Genomic DNA, 16,022 nt, shown 5'->3' on the forward strand with positions numbered 1-16,022 from the left:
CGCCATGGCTCTGCTGAAACGACTGGCCGAAGGCGACCGCCCGGCCCTGGACTTTACCCTCGACGGCGTGCCTGCCAGTGGCTTGCTCGGCGACACCCTGCTGACCGCCGTGCTGACCTGCAGCGAACACCTGCGCGGCAGCGACTTCAGCGCCGAACCCCGCGCCGGCTTCTGCCTGATGGGCGCCTGCCAGGACTGCTGGGTACGCCTGGGCGATGGTCGCCGGGTGCGGGCCTGCTCGACGCAGCTTGAAGCCGGCCAGCAGGTCAGCCGCGAACCGGGGCGCTCGGTATGAACGCGGTGGTGATCATCGGCGCCGGCCCCGCCGGGATTCGTGCGGCGCAGACGCTGGTGGCGCATGGCGTGCGCCCGGTTCTGCTGGACGAAGCCGCACGCGGTGGCGGGCAGATTTATCGGCGGCAACCGGCGAACTTCAAGCGCTCGCCCGTCAAGTTGTATGGCTTCGAAGCCCCCAAGGCCAACGCGCTGCATCAAACCATCGACGCACTGCGCGAACAACTCGATTACCGCCCCGACACGCTGGTATGGAACGCCGAGGCCAACGCACTCGACACTTTGCACGAGGGCCGCGCCATGCGCGTGGCGTTCTCTCGGGTGATTGTCGCCACGGGTGCCACCGACCGGATTCTGCCGGTGCCGGGCTGGACGTTGCCGGGGGTGTACAGCCTCGGCGCGGCGCAGATCGCCTTGAAGTTTCAGGGCTGTGCCATTGGTGAACGCGTGGTGTTCGCCGGCAGCGGACCGTTGCTGTACCTGGTGGCCTATCAATACGCCAAGGCCGGTGCCAACGTGGTCGCGGTGCTCGACAGTTCGCCGTTCAGCGCTCAGGCCCGCGCCCTGCCCGGTCTGTTGTCGCAACCGGCTACCCTCGCCAAAGGCCTCTATTACCGCACCTGGCTGACCACCCACGGCATCCCGGTGCATCAGGGCGCCAGCCTGTCAGGCATCGATGGCCAACAGCGTGTGCAATCGCTGATCTGGCGCAACGCAAAAGGCCAACATCGAATCGACTGCGACGCTGTCGCCTTCGCCCATGGCCTGCGCAGCGAAACCCAACTCGCCGATCTGCTGGGCTGCGAATTCACCTGGAACCCGCTCAACCGCGCCTGGCTGCCACAGCGCGACAGCGCCGGGCGCAGCAGTGTCGCCGAGGTGTACCTGGCGGGTGACGGCGCCGGCATCATGGGCGCCGACGCGGCGGAAATGGCTGGCGAACGGGCAGCCCTGGCGCTGCTCGAAGACAGCGGTTACCTGCTCCCGCCGCAACGTGCCACCCAGCTGGAACAGTCGCTGAAAGCAATCGGCAGATTCCGCCAGGGCCTTGAGCGTGCCTTTGCCTTCCCCGAAAGCTGGGCCACCGACGCTGCGGATGACCTGATGATCTGTCGCTGCGAAGAAGTACGCGCCGGCGACATCCGCCAGGTGGTGCGCGAAGGTCATTGGGAGATCAACCGGGTCAAGGCCCACTGCCGGATCGGCATGGGTCGCTGTCAGGGCCGGATGTGCGGGGCCGCCGCCGCGGAAATCATTGCCTGCGAAAGTCAGCGTTCAGTAGCCGACATCGGTCGGTTGCGGGCTCAGGCACCGATCAAACCCTTGCCGTTCGGTCTGGAGGTCGAGCCATGATCGAAGTCGAGGCGGTCATCATTGGCGGTGGCATTGTCGGGGCCTCCGCCGCCCTGTTTCTGAGCAAGGCTGGCCGACGCGTAGCGCTGCTGGAACGAGATTTTTGCGGTTCGCATTCCAGCGGTGTGAACTATGGCGGCGTGCGTCGTCAGGGCCGGCCGCTGTCGCAATTGCCGTTGTCGCAACGAGCTCATGAGATCTGGGGGCAGCTGCCACAACTGATCGGCATCGACGGTGAGTACCAGCGCAGCGGTCACCTGAAACTCGCCCGCAGCCTCAACGATCTGCATGCCTTGCAGGATTACGCCGCCAGCAGCCAGGGGTTCGGCCTTGATTTGCAGCTGTTTGATCGCGATGAGTTGCGCGCACGTTTTCCGTGGGTCGGAGACGTCGCGGTCGGTGCTTCGCTGTGCCCGGACGATGGCCACGCCAACCCGCGCCTGGTGTCTCCGGCGTTTGCCCAAGCGGCACGTCGGCATGGCGCGCAGGTGCATGAGCAATGCGCAGTCACGGCGGTGGACCACGATGGTCAGCGCTTTCGCGTCAGCACTCAATCCGGCCTCGAACTGCGCGCCCCCTGGCTGCTGAACTGCGCCGGCGCCTGGGCCGGCAACCTTGCCGCGCAATTCGGTGAAGCGGTGCCGATGCATGCCGGGCACCCGGCGATGCTGGTCACCGAGCCGTTGCCGCTGGTGATGAATGCCAGCACCGGCGTCGAAGGCGGCGGCATCTATGCCCGTCAGGTCGCGCGGGGCAATTGTGTGTTGGGCGGCGGTCAGGGCTTTGCCCTTGATGGTGCCCGCGCCCGACCTGGTCAGAGCGCGGTGATCGAGATCCTGCGTCAGGCCGTCGAGCTTTACCCGTTTCTTGAAGGCGCCCAGGCGATTCGTACCTGGAGCGGCACCGAAGGTTATTTACCCGACCGCCAACCGGTGATCGGTCACAGCAGCACCCAACCCGGTCTGTTGCACGCATTCGGCTTTGCCGGCGCGGGCTTTCAGATCGGGCCTGCGGTGGGCCAGGCGCTCACCGAGATCATCTGTAGCGGCGCGTCAAAGACGCCGCTGGATGCGTTTTCCATCACCCGGTTTCACTCCATCTCCGTAGCTTGATAGAGGAAGGTCGCGCCAATGAATAACCTCAAACGCACTGCACTACTCGGTTTGTCCTGCATGAGCGCCCTGCTCACGGTCACTCAGGCCCACGCCGAACCGACGCTTTACCTGGGCATGAACGGCGGGACCATGGAGCGGCTCTACGCCGACAAGGTGCTGCCGGCTTTCGAGAAAGCCAATAACGTCAAAGTGGTGATTGTGCCGGGGACCTCGGCCGATATTCTGGCCAAGGTCCAGGCCAGCAAAGGCAACCCGCAATTGCACGTGATGTTCCTCGACGACGGCATCATGTACCGCGCCATTGCCATGGGCCTGTGCGACAAACTCGAAGACAGCCCGACCCTGGCGCAGATTCCGCCCAAGGGCCGCATCAAGGATCAAGCGGTGGCGGTCAGCCTCGGCGTTACCGGGTTGGCGTACAACACGCGGCTGTTCAAGGAAAAGGGCTGGAACGCGCCGACCTCCTGGATGGACATGGCCGATCCGCGCTTCAAGGACAAACTGGTGTTCCAGTCGATGGCCTCCTCGACCTTCGGCCTGCACGGTTTCCTGATGTTCAACCGGATTCAGGGCGGCAGCGAGACTAACGTCGAACCGGGGTTCAAGGCCTGGCCGAACACCGTCGGGCGCAACGTGCTGGAGTACATTCCGAGCTCGGCGAAAATCTCCGAAATGCTCCAGACCGACGAAGCGGCGCTGTTCCCGCTGACCCCGACCCAGGTTACCGCGCTGAAACTCAAGGGCATGCCGGTGGAATATGCGCAGCCGAAGGAAGGCTCGGTGGTGCTCAACGTGGCCGAATGCGCCATCGCCAACAACACCCAACCGGAACTGGCGCAGAAACTCGCAGCCTTCTTGCTGACGCCTGCCGCACAGGCTGCGGCGCTTGAAGACGGCGATCAGATTCCGTCGAACCCGAATACGCCAACCACCGACAAGACCCGCGGTCAGGTCGAGGCAATGAAACACTATCTGGAAACGGCGATTGCCATCGATTGGGATCAGGTCAACGAACAGCGTCCGACGTGGAATGACCGGTGGAATCGCAGTATCGAGCGCTAACCTCGAAGATCAGGTGAGAGGGCTTTTGTGGCACGGGAGCTTGCCTGTGGCGAGGGAGCTTGCTCCCGTTGAACTGCGCAGCAGTTCCTTTTTTGGGGCCGCTTCGCAGCCCAACGGGAGCAAGCTCCCTCGCCACAAAAGCCTTCTCGACACAAAAGCTTGGTCGGCAGCAGTGGAAGGGAAATTACCCTCTTGGTTAAACTACGCCGCTGCGGCTCAGGGGGAGCCGGCCTGAAGATTACGGGGTGACATCACATTGGCCGTACGACCGCCCAACCGTCCGCAACTCACACCACGCTGGTCCGCGCTACGCCGTTTTTTCGGCAAGGCATTCGCGGCGCCATCCAGTGGCAGCGCGCAAGGCCGGGTGATCCACGACTACTTCCGCCACAAGGCCCATGTTCAGGGCTACACCCTCAGCCACAGCCAGTTGCGCGTGATCGACTGCATGGCGCAGCACGCGTCGGCGCTGCCGGGGTCATCGACGCCACTCCCCGGACTTTACCTCCATGGTGCGGTCGGGCGCGGCAAGAGCTGGCTGCTCGACGGTTTTTTCCAGGCCATCCCCGTCACGGCAAAACAGCGCCTGCACTTCCATGAGTTTTTTGCGCAGTTGCACCAGGGCATGTTCAGCCATCGCGATCAGCCCGATGCGCTGGCAACCACCCTCGACGAACTGCTGCAAGACTGCCGGGTGCTGTGTTTCGATGAATTCCACGTGCATGACATCGGCGATGCGATGCTCATCACGCGGTTGTTCAAGGCGCTGTTTCGCCGGGGGATTCTGCTGCTGGTGACCTCAAACTACCCGCCGGAAGGTTTACTGCCCAACCCGCTTTACCATGCCCGTTTCAAACCGGTGATCGACCTGATCAACACGCGCATGCAGGTGATGGAAGTCGGCGGCCCCCATGATTACCGCAGTCAGGCGCGACCCCGTGCGCAGCAGCTGTTTACCCAGGGCCAGTACGTCTGGCCGGCCACGGTGAGCCAGCGTCAGGCGCTGCACCTGCTCGAACACGACGCACCGCCCATTCGGCTGCCCGTCGGGACACGACACCTTCAAGCCCGATACTGCGAAGGGCGAACCATTGGCTTCACCTTCGCCGACTTGTGCGAACACCCCACCGCCGTCATGGACTACCTGGAACTGTGCCGGCGCTTCGACCGCTGGATCATCGACAAACTGCCCAGCCTCGCCGGCTGTTCAATCGCCGCCCAGCAACGCTTCATCAACCTGATCGACGTCTTGTACGACCAGGACAAACACCTGATTCTGCTCGGCCACCAGTCATTGCGCGAATGCCTGGATGGCGATGCCATCGACCTGGCGCGCACGCGCAGCCGGCTGGGGCAGTTACTGGAAGTCAGGGAACTCGCCTGACAACCACCACCACTTTCCCGCTATCATGTCGCCCATTTCCAGGCCCCAGCGCCTTCCTTCAGATCAATAGCGAACCTGCCTATGCACACCCTCGCACAACTGCGCGCCGGCCAACTGTCGGGTATCACCCGCCTGGACCTGGTCTGTGGCCTGACCGAATTCCCCCGGGAAATCTTCGACCTGGCGGACTCGCTGGAAGTGCTCAACCTCAGCGGCAACGCCTTGCGCAGCCTGCCGGACGATCTGCACCGCCTGACCCGTTTGCGCGTGCTGTTCTGCTCGGACAATCAGTTCACCGAACTGCCCGCCTGCCTCGGCCAGTGTACGGCGCTGACAATGATCGGTTTCAAGGCCAACGCCATCGAACACGTGCCGGCCGCCGCCCTGCCGCCGCTGTTGCGCTGGCTGATCCTGACCGACAACCGCATCACGGATCTGCCAACCGAACTGGGCGAGCGCCCGTACCTGCAAAAACTCATGCTCGCCGGTAACCGCTTACAGCGTTTGCCCGAGAGCCTGAGCCACTGTCATCGACTTGAACTGATCCGCATTGCCGCCAATCAGCTCACCGAGCTTCCCGAATGGCTGCTGACCCTGCCGGGCCTGACCTGGCTGGCGTACGCCGGTAATCCATTGGAGACCGAAGCCGATGCGGCCGCACTTGAAGCCACGACGAGCATTCCCTGGTCCGAGCTGAGCCTGGAGCAGAAACTCGGCGAAGGCGCGTCGGGGGTCATTCATCAGGCGTTGTGGGAGCAGACAAAACAGGTCGCGGTAAAACTCTACAAAGGCGAGATGACCAGCGACGGCTCGCCGTTGCACGAAATGAACGCCTGCATCACTGCCGGTATCCACCCCAACCTGATCCGGGTCGAAGGGCGGATCGTCGGGCACCCACAGGCGCAAGCCGGGCTGGTGATGCAACTGATCGATCCGAGCTACCGCAACCTGGCCAGCCTGCCGAGCCTGGCGTCCTGCTCCCGCGACATCTATGCCGACGACACCCGGTTCAGCGCCGGCGTGGCAATGCGCATCGCCAGTGGCATCGCCTCGGTGGCCGAACACCTGCACCGCCAAGGCATCACCCACGGCGACCTCTATGGCCACAACATTCTGTGGAACGAGCATGGCGATTGTCTGTTGGGGGATTTTGGCGCGGCATCTTTCCATGCCACCTCGGACAGCCTTGAAAGCCGCGCGCTGCAACGGATCGAGGTACGGGCGTTCGGGATTTTGCTGGGAGAATTGCTGGAGCGGATCGACTCAGGGTTGAGCGCTGAACAGCGGGTCGCGTTAGAGGATTTACAACAGCGCTGCTGTCAGCCGGATGTGTTGGCGCGGCCGGGGTTCAGTGAGGTGGTGCGGGAGATGGCTGCGTTCAACTAGCGGCAAATATAGAACCTGTGGCGAGGGAGCTCCCTCACCACAGGTTAAATCACAACGGTCAGAACCGCTTAACCCGCCAACCCGACAAACATGTCCTGTACGTCATCGTGGTTATCGAGGCCTTCGAGGAACGCTTCGACTTCTGCCATCTGCTCGTCGCTCAAGCCGCTCACCGGGTTCTTCGGCTGATAACCCAACTTGGCCGACAACACGGTGAAGCCTTGCTCCGGCAGCGCTTTCTGTACCGCATCCAGGTCCGCAGGGTCGGTCAGGAACAGCGTCGCGCCGTCTTCGCCCGGCTCGAAATCCTGGGCGCCGGCTTCGATCGCGGCCATTTCCGGATCGGCGTCAGGGCTGTCCGGGGACGCCTCGATCATGCCGACGTGGTTGAAGTCCCAGGCCACCGAACCGGAAGCGCCCAACTGGCCCTTGCGGAACGCCACGCGGATTTCAGCGACGGTGCGGTTGATGTTGTCAGTCACGCATTCAACGATCAGCGGCACCTGATGCGGTGCGAACCCTTCATACGTCACGCGATGGTATTGCACGGTTTCGCCGAGCTGGCCGGAGCCTTTCTTGATCGCGCGTTCCAGGGTTTCGCGAGGCATCGAGGCTTTTTTCGCCTGTTCGACCACCAGACGCAGGTGTGCGTTGGTGGCGGTATCGGCACCGTTGCGCGCAGCAATGGTGATTTCCTTCACCAGTTTGCCGAAGATCTTGCCCTTGGCGTTGGCWGCCGCTTCTTTGTGTTTAACCTTCCACTGTGCGCCCATTACTCACTCTCTTGATCTGTGGCGCCGAGACATCTATTGGCCGACGCGTAGCGCAAGTTTATACGGCCTAAAGATGCCAATCGACCAAAAAATTCCAACATCTTCAGCCCACGACGGGTCGACATCTTCACCAGCGTTTGTAGGGCGATTCTGAAAAGTCGATTTGCGGTGACGCTTCAGGGCTATGGTTTCGTACCCTCTGCGCCCGTTCTCCAAGGCAGAAGCGCGCTCGATGCACAACGACAAGGAAAGCCCCTACACCCTGACACTCCTCGACAGCGGTCTGAGTTTGCAGGTGTTGCAGTTCAATGGCCGCGAGGGCCTCAACCAGCCCTATCGATTCGACATCGAGGTGATCGGCCTCGCGCCGGCGATGAACCTGGATCGGTTGCTGCAACAGCCGGCGTTCCTGAGGCTGTCGGCTGATCAGGGCATTCACGGCGTGATCCACAGCGTCAGCCGCGAACATCGCGGCCCGTATCGGGTCGGCTACTCACTGGTGCTGGCGCCCCATCTGCAACGACTTCAGTTGCACAGCTCGCGTCGGGTTTTTCATCGTCTCAGCGTGCCGGCGATCATGCGTCAGTTGCTGGAAAAGCATCAGCTGCCCGAGCACAGCTATCGCTTCGACCTGACCTGCGGCCACTACCCGCTGCGGCCCTTTTGCATTCAGTACGATGAGAGCGATCTGGCCTTCATGCAGCGGCTGTGTGAAGAAGAAGGCATCCACTTCCACTTCGAACATCAGCACGACGGGCACGTGCTGGTCCTGGCCGATGACAGCCTGAGTTTCCCGCAGGAACCGCTGCTGATGCCGTTCCATGCCGACGTGTTCAACGACCCGCTCTTGCCGGCGATCAGCGAACTGTTCCAGCGCCATGACCCGGACCCCGCCCCGGCACAATGGGATGCCAGAAACCGCGGCGCGCACGTGATCGGCGACGGCGCGGCCAACCACCCGCTCACCGGAACGGGCCCGGTTACGGCAAGACCTGCGCCCGAACAGCTTCATCGCGAACAGCTGGGCCGCCGCTCGCTGGAACGCCTGCGTTGCCAGCACCGGCAGATCCACGGCCAAAGCACCCTGAACGAGCTGCGCAGCGGACGAATCGTACAAGTGGCGCAGCACCCGCTCTCGAGCTTCAACGATCAGTGGCTGCTCACCAACATCCAGCACCAGGGGCAGCAGCCGTCGATTCTCGCCGAGGACAAGCCCGGCCATGACATGGCCGGGCGCTACAGCAATCGTTTCACCGCCATTCCCTGGTCAACGGTGTTCAGGCCGGCGCTCAAACAGGTCAGGCCGAGCATCCCGGGCTATCAGACCGCCCGGGTGCTGGGCCCCGTCGGGCAACCGGCGGCACTCGATGAGCAAGGCCGAATACAGGTCTGCTTGTGGCCGAAACCGGGGTTCGAGGCGGATGAGTCCGTTGGGCTCTGGCTACCGGTCGCCCTCGCAGCACCGGACGGTCGGATCGATCCGTCCAGGCTGCCCTTGGCCGGCACCGAAGTGTTGGTCAGTTTTCTCGACAGCGACCCGGACCGGCCGGTGTTGTGTGCCGGCATGAGCCACCTCCAGCCTTCCCGTCCCGCTCCCGAGCCGCGCCGCGATGCGCATCTACTGCTCGACTGGCTGATCAACCGCTCGGATCCCATGCCGTGATTTTACCGGGCCGCTCCCACAGGAATTTATGCTGGCCGCCAACCTTGCGTACGACGCAAAACCTGTGGGAGCGTGGCTTGCCCGCGATAGCCGCGCCGCGGTCTACCCGACGGGCGCCAGCCCAAAAAACGCCTGTATCAAGCGCAAATCCCGCCGCCGTTCCATACAACCGATCATGTGCCGATTGACCAGCCCCTCGCCAATGATCGGCACCGCCGCCACCCGTGGGTCGTGGCTGACTTCCACCGACGACACCACGCCCACGCCTAACTCGGCGGCCACTGCCTCGGTCACGGCCTCGCGACTGTCCAGTTCCAGCAACACCCGTGGATTGACCCCGGCCTGAACGCACGCCTCGTCGAACGTGCGCCGGGTAATCGAACTCGGCTCGCGCAGCACCATGATCACCTGATCCAGCGCCTTGAGCGGCAGCCCTTGCGACTGCTGCGCCCACGGATGGCCCGCGGGCACCAACGCGCAAATCCTCGACTCGCTCAACCCTTGCAGATGCAACCCTTTGCGCGGCTCCACTTCGGTCAGCACCGCCACGTCGGCATGCTCCGACAGCAACGCCGCGAGGGTTTCCTGGGCATTGCCCAACCGCAGGTTCACGGTGATCCCCGGATAACGCGCACGCAGGCTGGCGAGCATCGGCATGACCATGTGCGGGCCATCCGCCGCCACTTCCAGGCGCCCGGTGAGTAGCTGCCGGTTGGCCTCCAGCATCGCCTGCGCTTCTTCGGCCAGGCCGAACATTGCCCGGGTGATCGCCGCGAGCCTGGTGCCCTCTTCCGTCAACTCGACCCGCCGCGCGGTGCGGCGCAGCAAGGTGATCTGGTAGTGCTCCTCCAGCGCCTTGATGTGCCCGGTGACCGCCGGTTGGCTGATAAACAGGCGCTCGGCGGCGCGGGTGAAGCTGCCCTCTCGGGCCACGGCATCGAAGGCACGCAGCTGGAACAGATTCATGAATAACTCTCACTGATGGCTGGCATAACAACAAACAATTTGATTGATAGCACGCCGAATTGCAATTTATGCCCCGTAGTTTCATCCCACTGAGCTTTTGCAAGGACACAAGAATGCGTACTGCCGAGCACATCCTGCTCACCCCCGGCCCATTGACCACATCGCAACGTACCCGTCAGGCGATGATGGTCGACTGGGGTTCATGGGATGACCGCTTCAACCAATTGACCGCCAGCCTGTGCGAGAAATTGCTGGTGATCATCAACGCCGGCGACAGCCACCACTGCGTGCCCCTGCAAGGCAGCGGCACGTTCGCGGTCGAAGCGGCGATCGGCACGCTGGTGCCCCGGGACGGCAAAGTCCTGGTGCTGATCAACGGCGCCTACGGCAAACGCCTGGCGAAGATCTGCGAAGTGCTCGGCCGTTCGTTCAACACCTTCGAAACCGCCGAAGACGAGCCGACCACCGCCGTCGACGTCGACCGCTTGCTGCGGGCCGACGCCAGCATCACCCACGTCGCCTTGATTCACTGCGAAACCAGCACCGGCATCCTCAACCCACTGGCAGAAATCGCCCACGTCATCGAGCAGCACGGCAAACGCCTGATCATCGACGCCATGAGCTCGTTTGGCGCCCTGCCGATCGATGCGCAACAGGTGCCTTTCGACGCCCTGATCGCCGCCTCGGGTAAATGCCTGGAGGGCGTGCCGGGGATGGGCTTCGTTTTCGCTCGCAAAGAAGCGCTAGCGAACGCCGCCGGCAACTCGCACTCGCTGGCGATGGACTTGTTCGATCAGCACACCTACATGGCCAAGACCGGTCAATGGCGTTTCACCCCGCCGACCCACGTGGTCGCGGCGCTGCACGAAGCCTTGCTGCAATACCACGAAGAAGGTGGCTTGCCCGCCCGGCATCAGCGCTACGCCAACAACTGCCAGGTGCTGCTCGATGACATGGCCAAACTCGGCCTGCGCAGCTTCCTGCCCGCGGCGATCCAGGCGCCGATCATCGTTACCTTCCATGCGCCGAAAGACCCGCGCTATCAGTTCAAGGAATTCTACGAACGGGTCAAGTCCAAGGGTTTCATCCTCTACCCCGGCAAACTGACCCAGGTCGAAACCTTCCGGGTCGGCTGCATCGGCCACGTCAACCAGGCCGAAATGCACGCAGCGGTGGCGGCCGTGGCCGAGGTGCTGCGCGAGATGGAAGTATTAGAGATTTGATCCACATTCCCCAAGACAGGATTTGATCACCATGAACTACAGCAACCCAACCAAACTGCAAGCCGCCATCCTCGACTGGGCCGGCACCGTGGTCGACTTCGGCTCCATCGCCCCGACGCAGATTTTCGTCGAAGCCTTCGCCGAGTTCGACGTCCAGGTTTCCATCGAAGAAGCCCGTGAGCCGATGGGCATGGGCAAGTGGGACCACATCCGCACCCTGTGCGATCAGCCATCAGTTGCCGAGCGTTATCGCCAGGTGTTCGGCCGCACGCCGACCGACGATGACGTCACCGCCATCTACCAACGCTTCATGCCGCTGCAGATCAAAAAAATCGCCGAACACTCGGCACTGATTCCGGGCGCCCTGGACACCATCGCCAACCTGCGTCAGCAAGGAATCAAGATCGGCTCGTGCTCCGGCTACCCGAAACAAGTCATGGACAAAGTGGTGGAACTGGCCGCCACCAACGGCTATGTCGCCGATCACGTGGTCGCCACCGACGAAGTGCCCAACGGCCGCCCATGGCCCGCTCAGGCCCTGGCCAATGTGATTGCGCTGGGCATCGACGACGTCGCGGCCTGCCTGAAGATCGACGACACGGTGCCGGGCATTCTCGAAGGTCGCCGTGCCGGCATGTGGACCGTGGCGTTGATCTGCTCCGGTAACGCGCTGGGTCTGGACTACGAAGGTTATCGCGCGCTAAGCAGCGACCAACTGGCCAGCGAACGCAAGCGCATTCATGCCCTGTTCGAAGGCTCGCGACCGCACTACATGATCGACACCATCACCGATTTGCCCGAGGTGATCGCCGACATCAACAAGCGCCTGGCCAACGGCGAGATGCCGCAAGCCAACTGATCGCACCCCTCGCCTCATAATACAAGCGCCAGTTCCTTGGATGGAACTGACGCTTTTTTGTGGTCGATCACTTGATTTAGAGCATTGAGCGGCCCATTTGCCTCGGGCAAATCCTGCGAAACAGGATTACAGTTAGTGCACGCCGTCGAACAAGAACGGTGACTTCAGACCAGAATTGTGAGGAAACACCGTATGCCCTGGAAGAATTCCGAATCACGCTACAGCACCGTATCGATCGCGCTGCACTGGTTGATGCTGGTTCTGTTAATACTGGTCTACGCCTGTATCGAATTTCGCGGGATCTTTCCCAAAGGCAGTGGCGGCCGAACGCTGATCAAGGAAGCGCACTTCATGCTCGGCCTGACCGTGTTCGTGCTGGTCTGGTTGCGGCTGTTCGCCCGCAGCCTGGGGCCGGCACCGCAGATATTCCCCGCCTCCCCTCGCTGGCAAACCGTGGTTGCCAGGCTGATGCATTGGGCACTGTATATTTTCATGATCACCGTGCCGGTTCTGGGTTGGCTGACTACCAGCGCCGAGGGGCATCGGGTGATGTTCTATGGCGTCGACTTGCCATTGCTGATCGAAGAAAACAAACCGCTGGCCAAGCAGTTCCAAGGCTGGCATGAGCTCGGCGCCACCATCGGTTATTGGCTGATCGGGTTGCACGCGGTGGCCGGGATTTACCACCACTATGTGGTGCGCGATAACACCTTGCTGCGGATGATGCCCAAACGCGGTTAATCGCGACCGCTTTGCTCGAAACCCCGGCGGCCCTGCAGGCCGCCGGTGTGGATGAAGATCAGGCGCGTGCCTTGGGGAAATTTACCAGCTTCGACTTGTTGCTTGAGAGCCATGAGCGCTTTGCCGGTGTACAGCGGCTCGAAAAGAATGCCGCTGGCCTGTTCGGTCTGCTCGATGAATGCAAGCAGCTGCGGATCGACTTTGGCAAAACCGCCACGGCTGGCGTCCAGTAGTTCATACAAGGGATCGACCCAACCGGCTTCCCGCCCGATCATCTCGACCTGCTGCGCCACGCCATGATCATCGGGCACCGCCAGCGCGCCATACACCGGGTGTTCACCCGCCTCGGCCAGCACCAGACCGGCCAGGGTCGTGCCCGTTCCGCAGGCCAGCCACCAGCCGTCGTAATGGCTCCAGCCCAGACCACTCAGTTGCTCGCGGGCCTGCGCCACCAGCTGCATGCAGCCCTTCGCCCCACGCAAGCCACCACCACCTTCCGGCACCGGTTGCAGCTCGGGATACTGCGCCCGCCACGGCTGCCAGAAACCCGGCTCATGCCGCGCTCGATAACCGCCATAACCCAGCCAGTGCAACTGCATGCCGAACGCCTGCAAGTCCTTTACTGTCGGGGTGTCTTGCGGATGCCCGCGCAGCAAACCGACCGTGGTGAACCCGAAGCGCTTGCCTGCGGCGGCCAATGCGTGGAGATGGTTGGAGTGAGCACCGCCCAGGCTGATGATGCCTTGGGCGCCGTTCTGGTCGGCGGCTTTCAGGTGTTCGATGAGTTTGAACCACTTGTTGCCGCTGATCAGCGGGTCGATCTGGTCCAGACGCAGGATGGCGACGTCGATGCCGGCGGTGGTGAGCCAGTCGAGGTGAAGGGGTTCGAGAGGGGCTTGGGGGAGCCAGTCGGCAGGAGGAAAAAGCATTGATGCGTTACGTTCTGACGAAAAACAGGAGTCTATCAGCCAGCACGAACCCTGTAGCAGCTGCCGAAGGCTGCGTTCGGCTGCGAAGCAGTCGTCAATCCTGACACCTCGGTTTATCTGGAATACCGCGATGGCTGATTTTGCGACTGCTGCGCAGCCGAACGCAGGCTGCGCCAGCTGCTACAAGGGATAGCTGCGAACGTTAGAGTTCAGCCGCCAACCGCGACCCCTGGTTGATCGCACGCTTGGCATCCAGCTCCGCCGCCACGTCCGCGCCGCCGATCAAGTGCACGTTCTGCCCGGCCGCAACCAGACCGTCGTGCAACTCGCGCAATGGATCCTGCCCGGCGCAGATCACGATGTTGTCCACCGGCAGCACCTGCGGTTCGCCGCTTTCGCCGATGCGGATGTGCAGGCCTTCGTCGTCGATCTTCAGGTACTCGACGCTGTTGAGCATTTGCACCTTTTTGTTCTTCAGACCGGTGCGGTGAATCCAGCCGGTGGTCTTGCCCAGGCCATCACCGACCTTGGAGGTCTTGCGTTGCAGCAGGAATACTTCGCGGGCCGGCGCATGCGGCGCAGCCTTGATGCCCGCGACACCGCCACGCGCTTCAAGGTGCGTATCGATACCCCACTCCTTCCAGAACGCGTCGCGGTCCTGACTGGTGGCCACGCCTTCGTGCACGAGGAATTCCGACACGTCGAAACCGATACCGCCAGCGCCGATTACCGCGACGCGTTTGCCCACCGGTTTACGCTCGAGGATCACGTCCAGGTAGCTCAGCACCTTGGCGTGCTCGACACCCGGAATCGCCGGCACCCGCGGCGCGATGCCGGTAGCGAGGATGATTTCGTCGTAACCGCCCTCGACCAGCTGCGCCACGTCCACACGGGTGTTCAGGCACAGCTCGACGTTGCTGGTCTGCAACTTGCGGTTGAAGTAGCGCAGGGTTTCGAAGAACTCTTCCTTGCCCGGCACGCGCTTGGCGATGTTGAACTGGCCGCCGATTTCGCTGGCCGAATCGAACAGCGTCACCTGATGACCGCGCTCGGCCGCCACGGTGGCGGCGGACAGCCCCGCGGGACCGGCGCCAACCACGGCGATTTTCTTGATCTGCTGCACCGGCAGGTAATTGAGTTCGGTTTCATGGCAGGCCCGCGGGTTCACCAGGCAACTGGTCAACTTGCCGCCGAACGTGTGATCCAGGCAAGCCTGGTTGCAACCGATGCAGGTATTGATTTCATCGCCACGGCCGGCCGCCGCCTTGTTGACGAAGTCCGGGTCGGCGAGGAACGGTCGCGCCATCGACACCATGTCGGCATCGCCTTCGGCCAGGATCTGCTCGGCGACTTCCGGGGTGTTGATGCGGTTGGTGGTGATCAGCGGAATACTCACCGAACCACGCAGTTTCGCCGTGACCTTGCTGAACGCTGCACGCGGCACCTTGGTGGCAATGGTCGGAATCCGCGCTTCGTGCCAGCCGATGCCGGTGTTGATGATGGTCGCGCCCGCCTGCTCGATGGCCTTGGCTAACTGCACGATTTCTTCCCAGGTGCTGCCGCCTTCCACCAGGTCGAGCATCGACAGGCGGAAGATAATGATGAAGTTCGGGCCGACCGCTTCGCGCACCCGACGGACGATTTCCACCGGCAGGCGCATGCGGTTTTCGTAGACACCTCCCCAGCGGTCAGTGCGATGGTTGGTGTGGGCGGCGAGGAACTGGTTAATGAAATAACCTTCGGAACCCATGATCTCGACGCCGTCGTACTCGGCTTTTTGCGCCAGGGTCGAGCAGGTAACGAAATCGCTGATCTGCTTCTCGATGCCTTCCTCGTCCAGTTCTTTAGGCTTGAACGGGTTGATCGGCGCCTGGATCGCGCTCGGCGCCACCTGTTTCGGGCTGTAGGCATAACGCCCGGCATGCAGGATCTGCATGCAGATCTTGCCGCCCGCCTCGTGCACCGCGCGGGTGACGATCCGGTGTTTGAGCGCTTCTTCATCGGAGGTCAGCTTGGYCGCGCCCGAGTAAACCCCACCCTCATCGTTCGGGCCGATACCGCCAGTGACCATCAGGCCTACGCCGCCACGGGCACGTTCGGCAAAGTACGCGGCCATGCGCTCGAAACCGCCGGGTTTTTCCTCGAGGCCCGTGTGCATCGAACCCATCAGGGTACGGTTGCGCAACGTGGTAAAACCCAGGTCCAGCGGGGCCAACAGGTGCGGGTAATGAGCGGCGGCCATCGGTAACTCCACAACGAGCGATCACGGAAAAT

General features: G+C 62.6%; 14 protein-coding genes. 10 read left to right on the forward strand and 4 right to left on the reverse strand.

Annotated features, from left to right (window positions below; genetic code table 11):
* The first annotated feature begins 4 nt into the window (after positions 1–4).
* The 6 genes from AC1DIS_RS12450 (at position 5) to AC1DIS_RS12475 (ending at position 6,594) form a co-directional block, all read left to right on the forward strand.
* Complete coding sequence (locus AC1DIS_RS12450) at positions 5–295, forward strand: (2Fe-2S)-binding protein (RefSeq protein ID WP_018925441.1); 291 nt, start codon at positions 5–7, stop codon at positions 293–295.
* On the forward strand, positions 292–1,647 hold the full coding sequence (locus AC1DIS_RS12455) for an FAD/NAD(P)-dependent oxidoreductase (protein ID WP_477743725.1): 1,356 nt from the start codon (positions 292–294) through the stop codon (positions 1,645–1,647). The genes AC1DIS_RS12450 and AC1DIS_RS12455 overlap by 4 nt, the downstream gene beginning before the upstream one ends.
* Positions 1,644–2,759 carry an NAD(P)/FAD-dependent oxidoreductase gene (locus AC1DIS_RS12460; RefSeq protein ID WP_477743726.1) on the forward strand — a complete coding sequence of 372 codons (1,116 nt, stop codon included), beginning with the start codon at positions 1,644–1,646 and terminating at the stop codon, positions 2,757–2,759. Before AC1DIS_RS12455 ends, AC1DIS_RS12460 begins: the two co-directional genes overlap by 4 nt.
* A gap of 18 nt (positions 2,760–2,777) precedes the next feature.
* Entirely contained in the window at positions 2,778–3,824 is a 1,047-nt protein-coding gene (locus tag AC1DIS_RS12465) for an ABC transporter substrate-binding protein (protein WP_018925438.1), read from the forward strand.
* Between the two features lie 256 nt (positions 3,825–4,080).
* The gene (gene zapE, locus AC1DIS_RS12470; RefSeq protein ID WP_111454094.1) at positions 4,081–5,208 is read left to right on the forward strand and encodes a cell division protein ZapE; all 1,128 of its coding nucleotides are present in this window, start codon (positions 4,081–4,083) and stop codon (positions 5,206–5,208) included.
* A gap of 81 nt (positions 5,209–5,289) precedes the next feature.
* Entirely contained in the window at positions 5,290–6,594 is a 1,305-nt protein-coding gene (locus AC1DIS_RS12475) for a leucine-rich repeat-containing protein kinase family protein (RefSeq protein ID WP_138867935.1), read from the forward strand.
* Positions 6,595–6,662: 68 nt separating this feature from the next.
* On the opposite strand, the gene AC1DIS_RS12480 is transcribed toward AC1DIS_RS12475, so the two are convergent.
* Positions 6,663–7,367 carry a YebC/PmpR family DNA-binding transcriptional regulator gene (locus tag AC1DIS_RS12480; RefSeq protein WP_007940960.1) on the reverse strand — a complete coding sequence of 235 codons (705 nt, stop codon included), beginning with the start codon at positions 7,365–7,367 and terminating at the stop codon, positions 6,663–6,665.
* A gap of 232 nt (positions 7,368–7,599) precedes the next feature.
* Between AC1DIS_RS12480 and AC1DIS_RS12485 the strand changes: the two genes are divergently transcribed.
* A complete protein-coding gene (locus AC1DIS_RS12485; RefSeq protein WP_477743823.1) occupies positions 7,600–9,030 on the forward strand; it encodes a type VI secretion system Vgr family protein in 1,431 nt (476 codons plus the stop codon).
* A gap of 102 nt (positions 9,031–9,132) precedes the next feature.
* Here the strand turns inward: AC1DIS_RS12485 and AC1DIS_RS12490 are convergent, their stop codons facing one another.
* Positions 9,133–9,996: a LysR substrate-binding domain-containing protein gene (locus tag AC1DIS_RS12490; RefSeq protein ID WP_018925434.1), complete on the reverse strand. Its 864-nt coding sequence runs from the start codon at positions 9,994–9,996 to the stop codon at positions 9,133–9,135.
* 113 nt (positions 9,997–10,109) lie between these two features.
* Here AC1DIS_RS12490 and AC1DIS_RS12495 point away from each other — a divergent pair, with 113 nt between their 5' ends.
* The 3 genes from AC1DIS_RS12495 to AC1DIS_RS12505 all read left to right on the forward strand — a co-directional run bounded on the left by AC1DIS_RS12495 (position 10,110) and on the right by AC1DIS_RS12505 (position 12,819).
* A complete protein-coding gene (locus tag AC1DIS_RS12495; protein WP_477743727.1) occupies positions 10,110–11,219 on the forward strand; it encodes a 2-aminoethylphosphonate--pyruvate transaminase in 1,110 nt (369 codons plus the stop codon).
* 31 nt (positions 11,220–11,250) lie between these two features.
* Positions 11,251–12,078, forward strand: a complete 828-nt coding sequence (gene phnX, locus AC1DIS_RS12500; protein WP_477743728.1) for a phosphonoacetaldehyde hydrolase — start codon at positions 11,251–11,253, stop codon at positions 12,076–12,078.
* 192 nt (positions 12,079–12,270) lie between these two features.
* Positions 12,271–12,819: a cytochrome b gene (locus AC1DIS_RS12505; protein WP_018925431.1), complete on the forward strand. Its 549-nt coding sequence runs from the start codon at positions 12,271–12,273 to the stop codon at positions 12,817–12,819.
* Here the strand turns inward: AC1DIS_RS12505 and AC1DIS_RS12510 are convergent.
* Positions 12,816–13,748 (reverse strand): 1-aminocyclopropane-1-carboxylate deaminase/D-cysteine desulfhydrase, encoded by a 933-nt coding sequence (locus tag AC1DIS_RS12510; RefSeq protein WP_064618897.1) that lies wholly within the window; start codon positions 13,746–13,748, stop codon positions 12,816–12,818. The genes AC1DIS_RS12505 and AC1DIS_RS12510 overlap by 4 nt on opposite strands.
* Positions 13,749–13,950: 202 nt before the next feature.
* On the reverse strand, positions 13,951–15,990 hold the full coding sequence (locus AC1DIS_RS12515) for an oxidoreductase (RefSeq protein WP_477780899.1): 2,040 nt from the start codon (positions 15,988–15,990) through the stop codon (positions 13,951–13,953).
* Between the last annotated feature and the right edge of the window lie 32 nt (positions 15,991–16,022).

The sequence above is a fragment of the Pseudomonas sp. 05N433 genome (assembly GCF_056396925.1).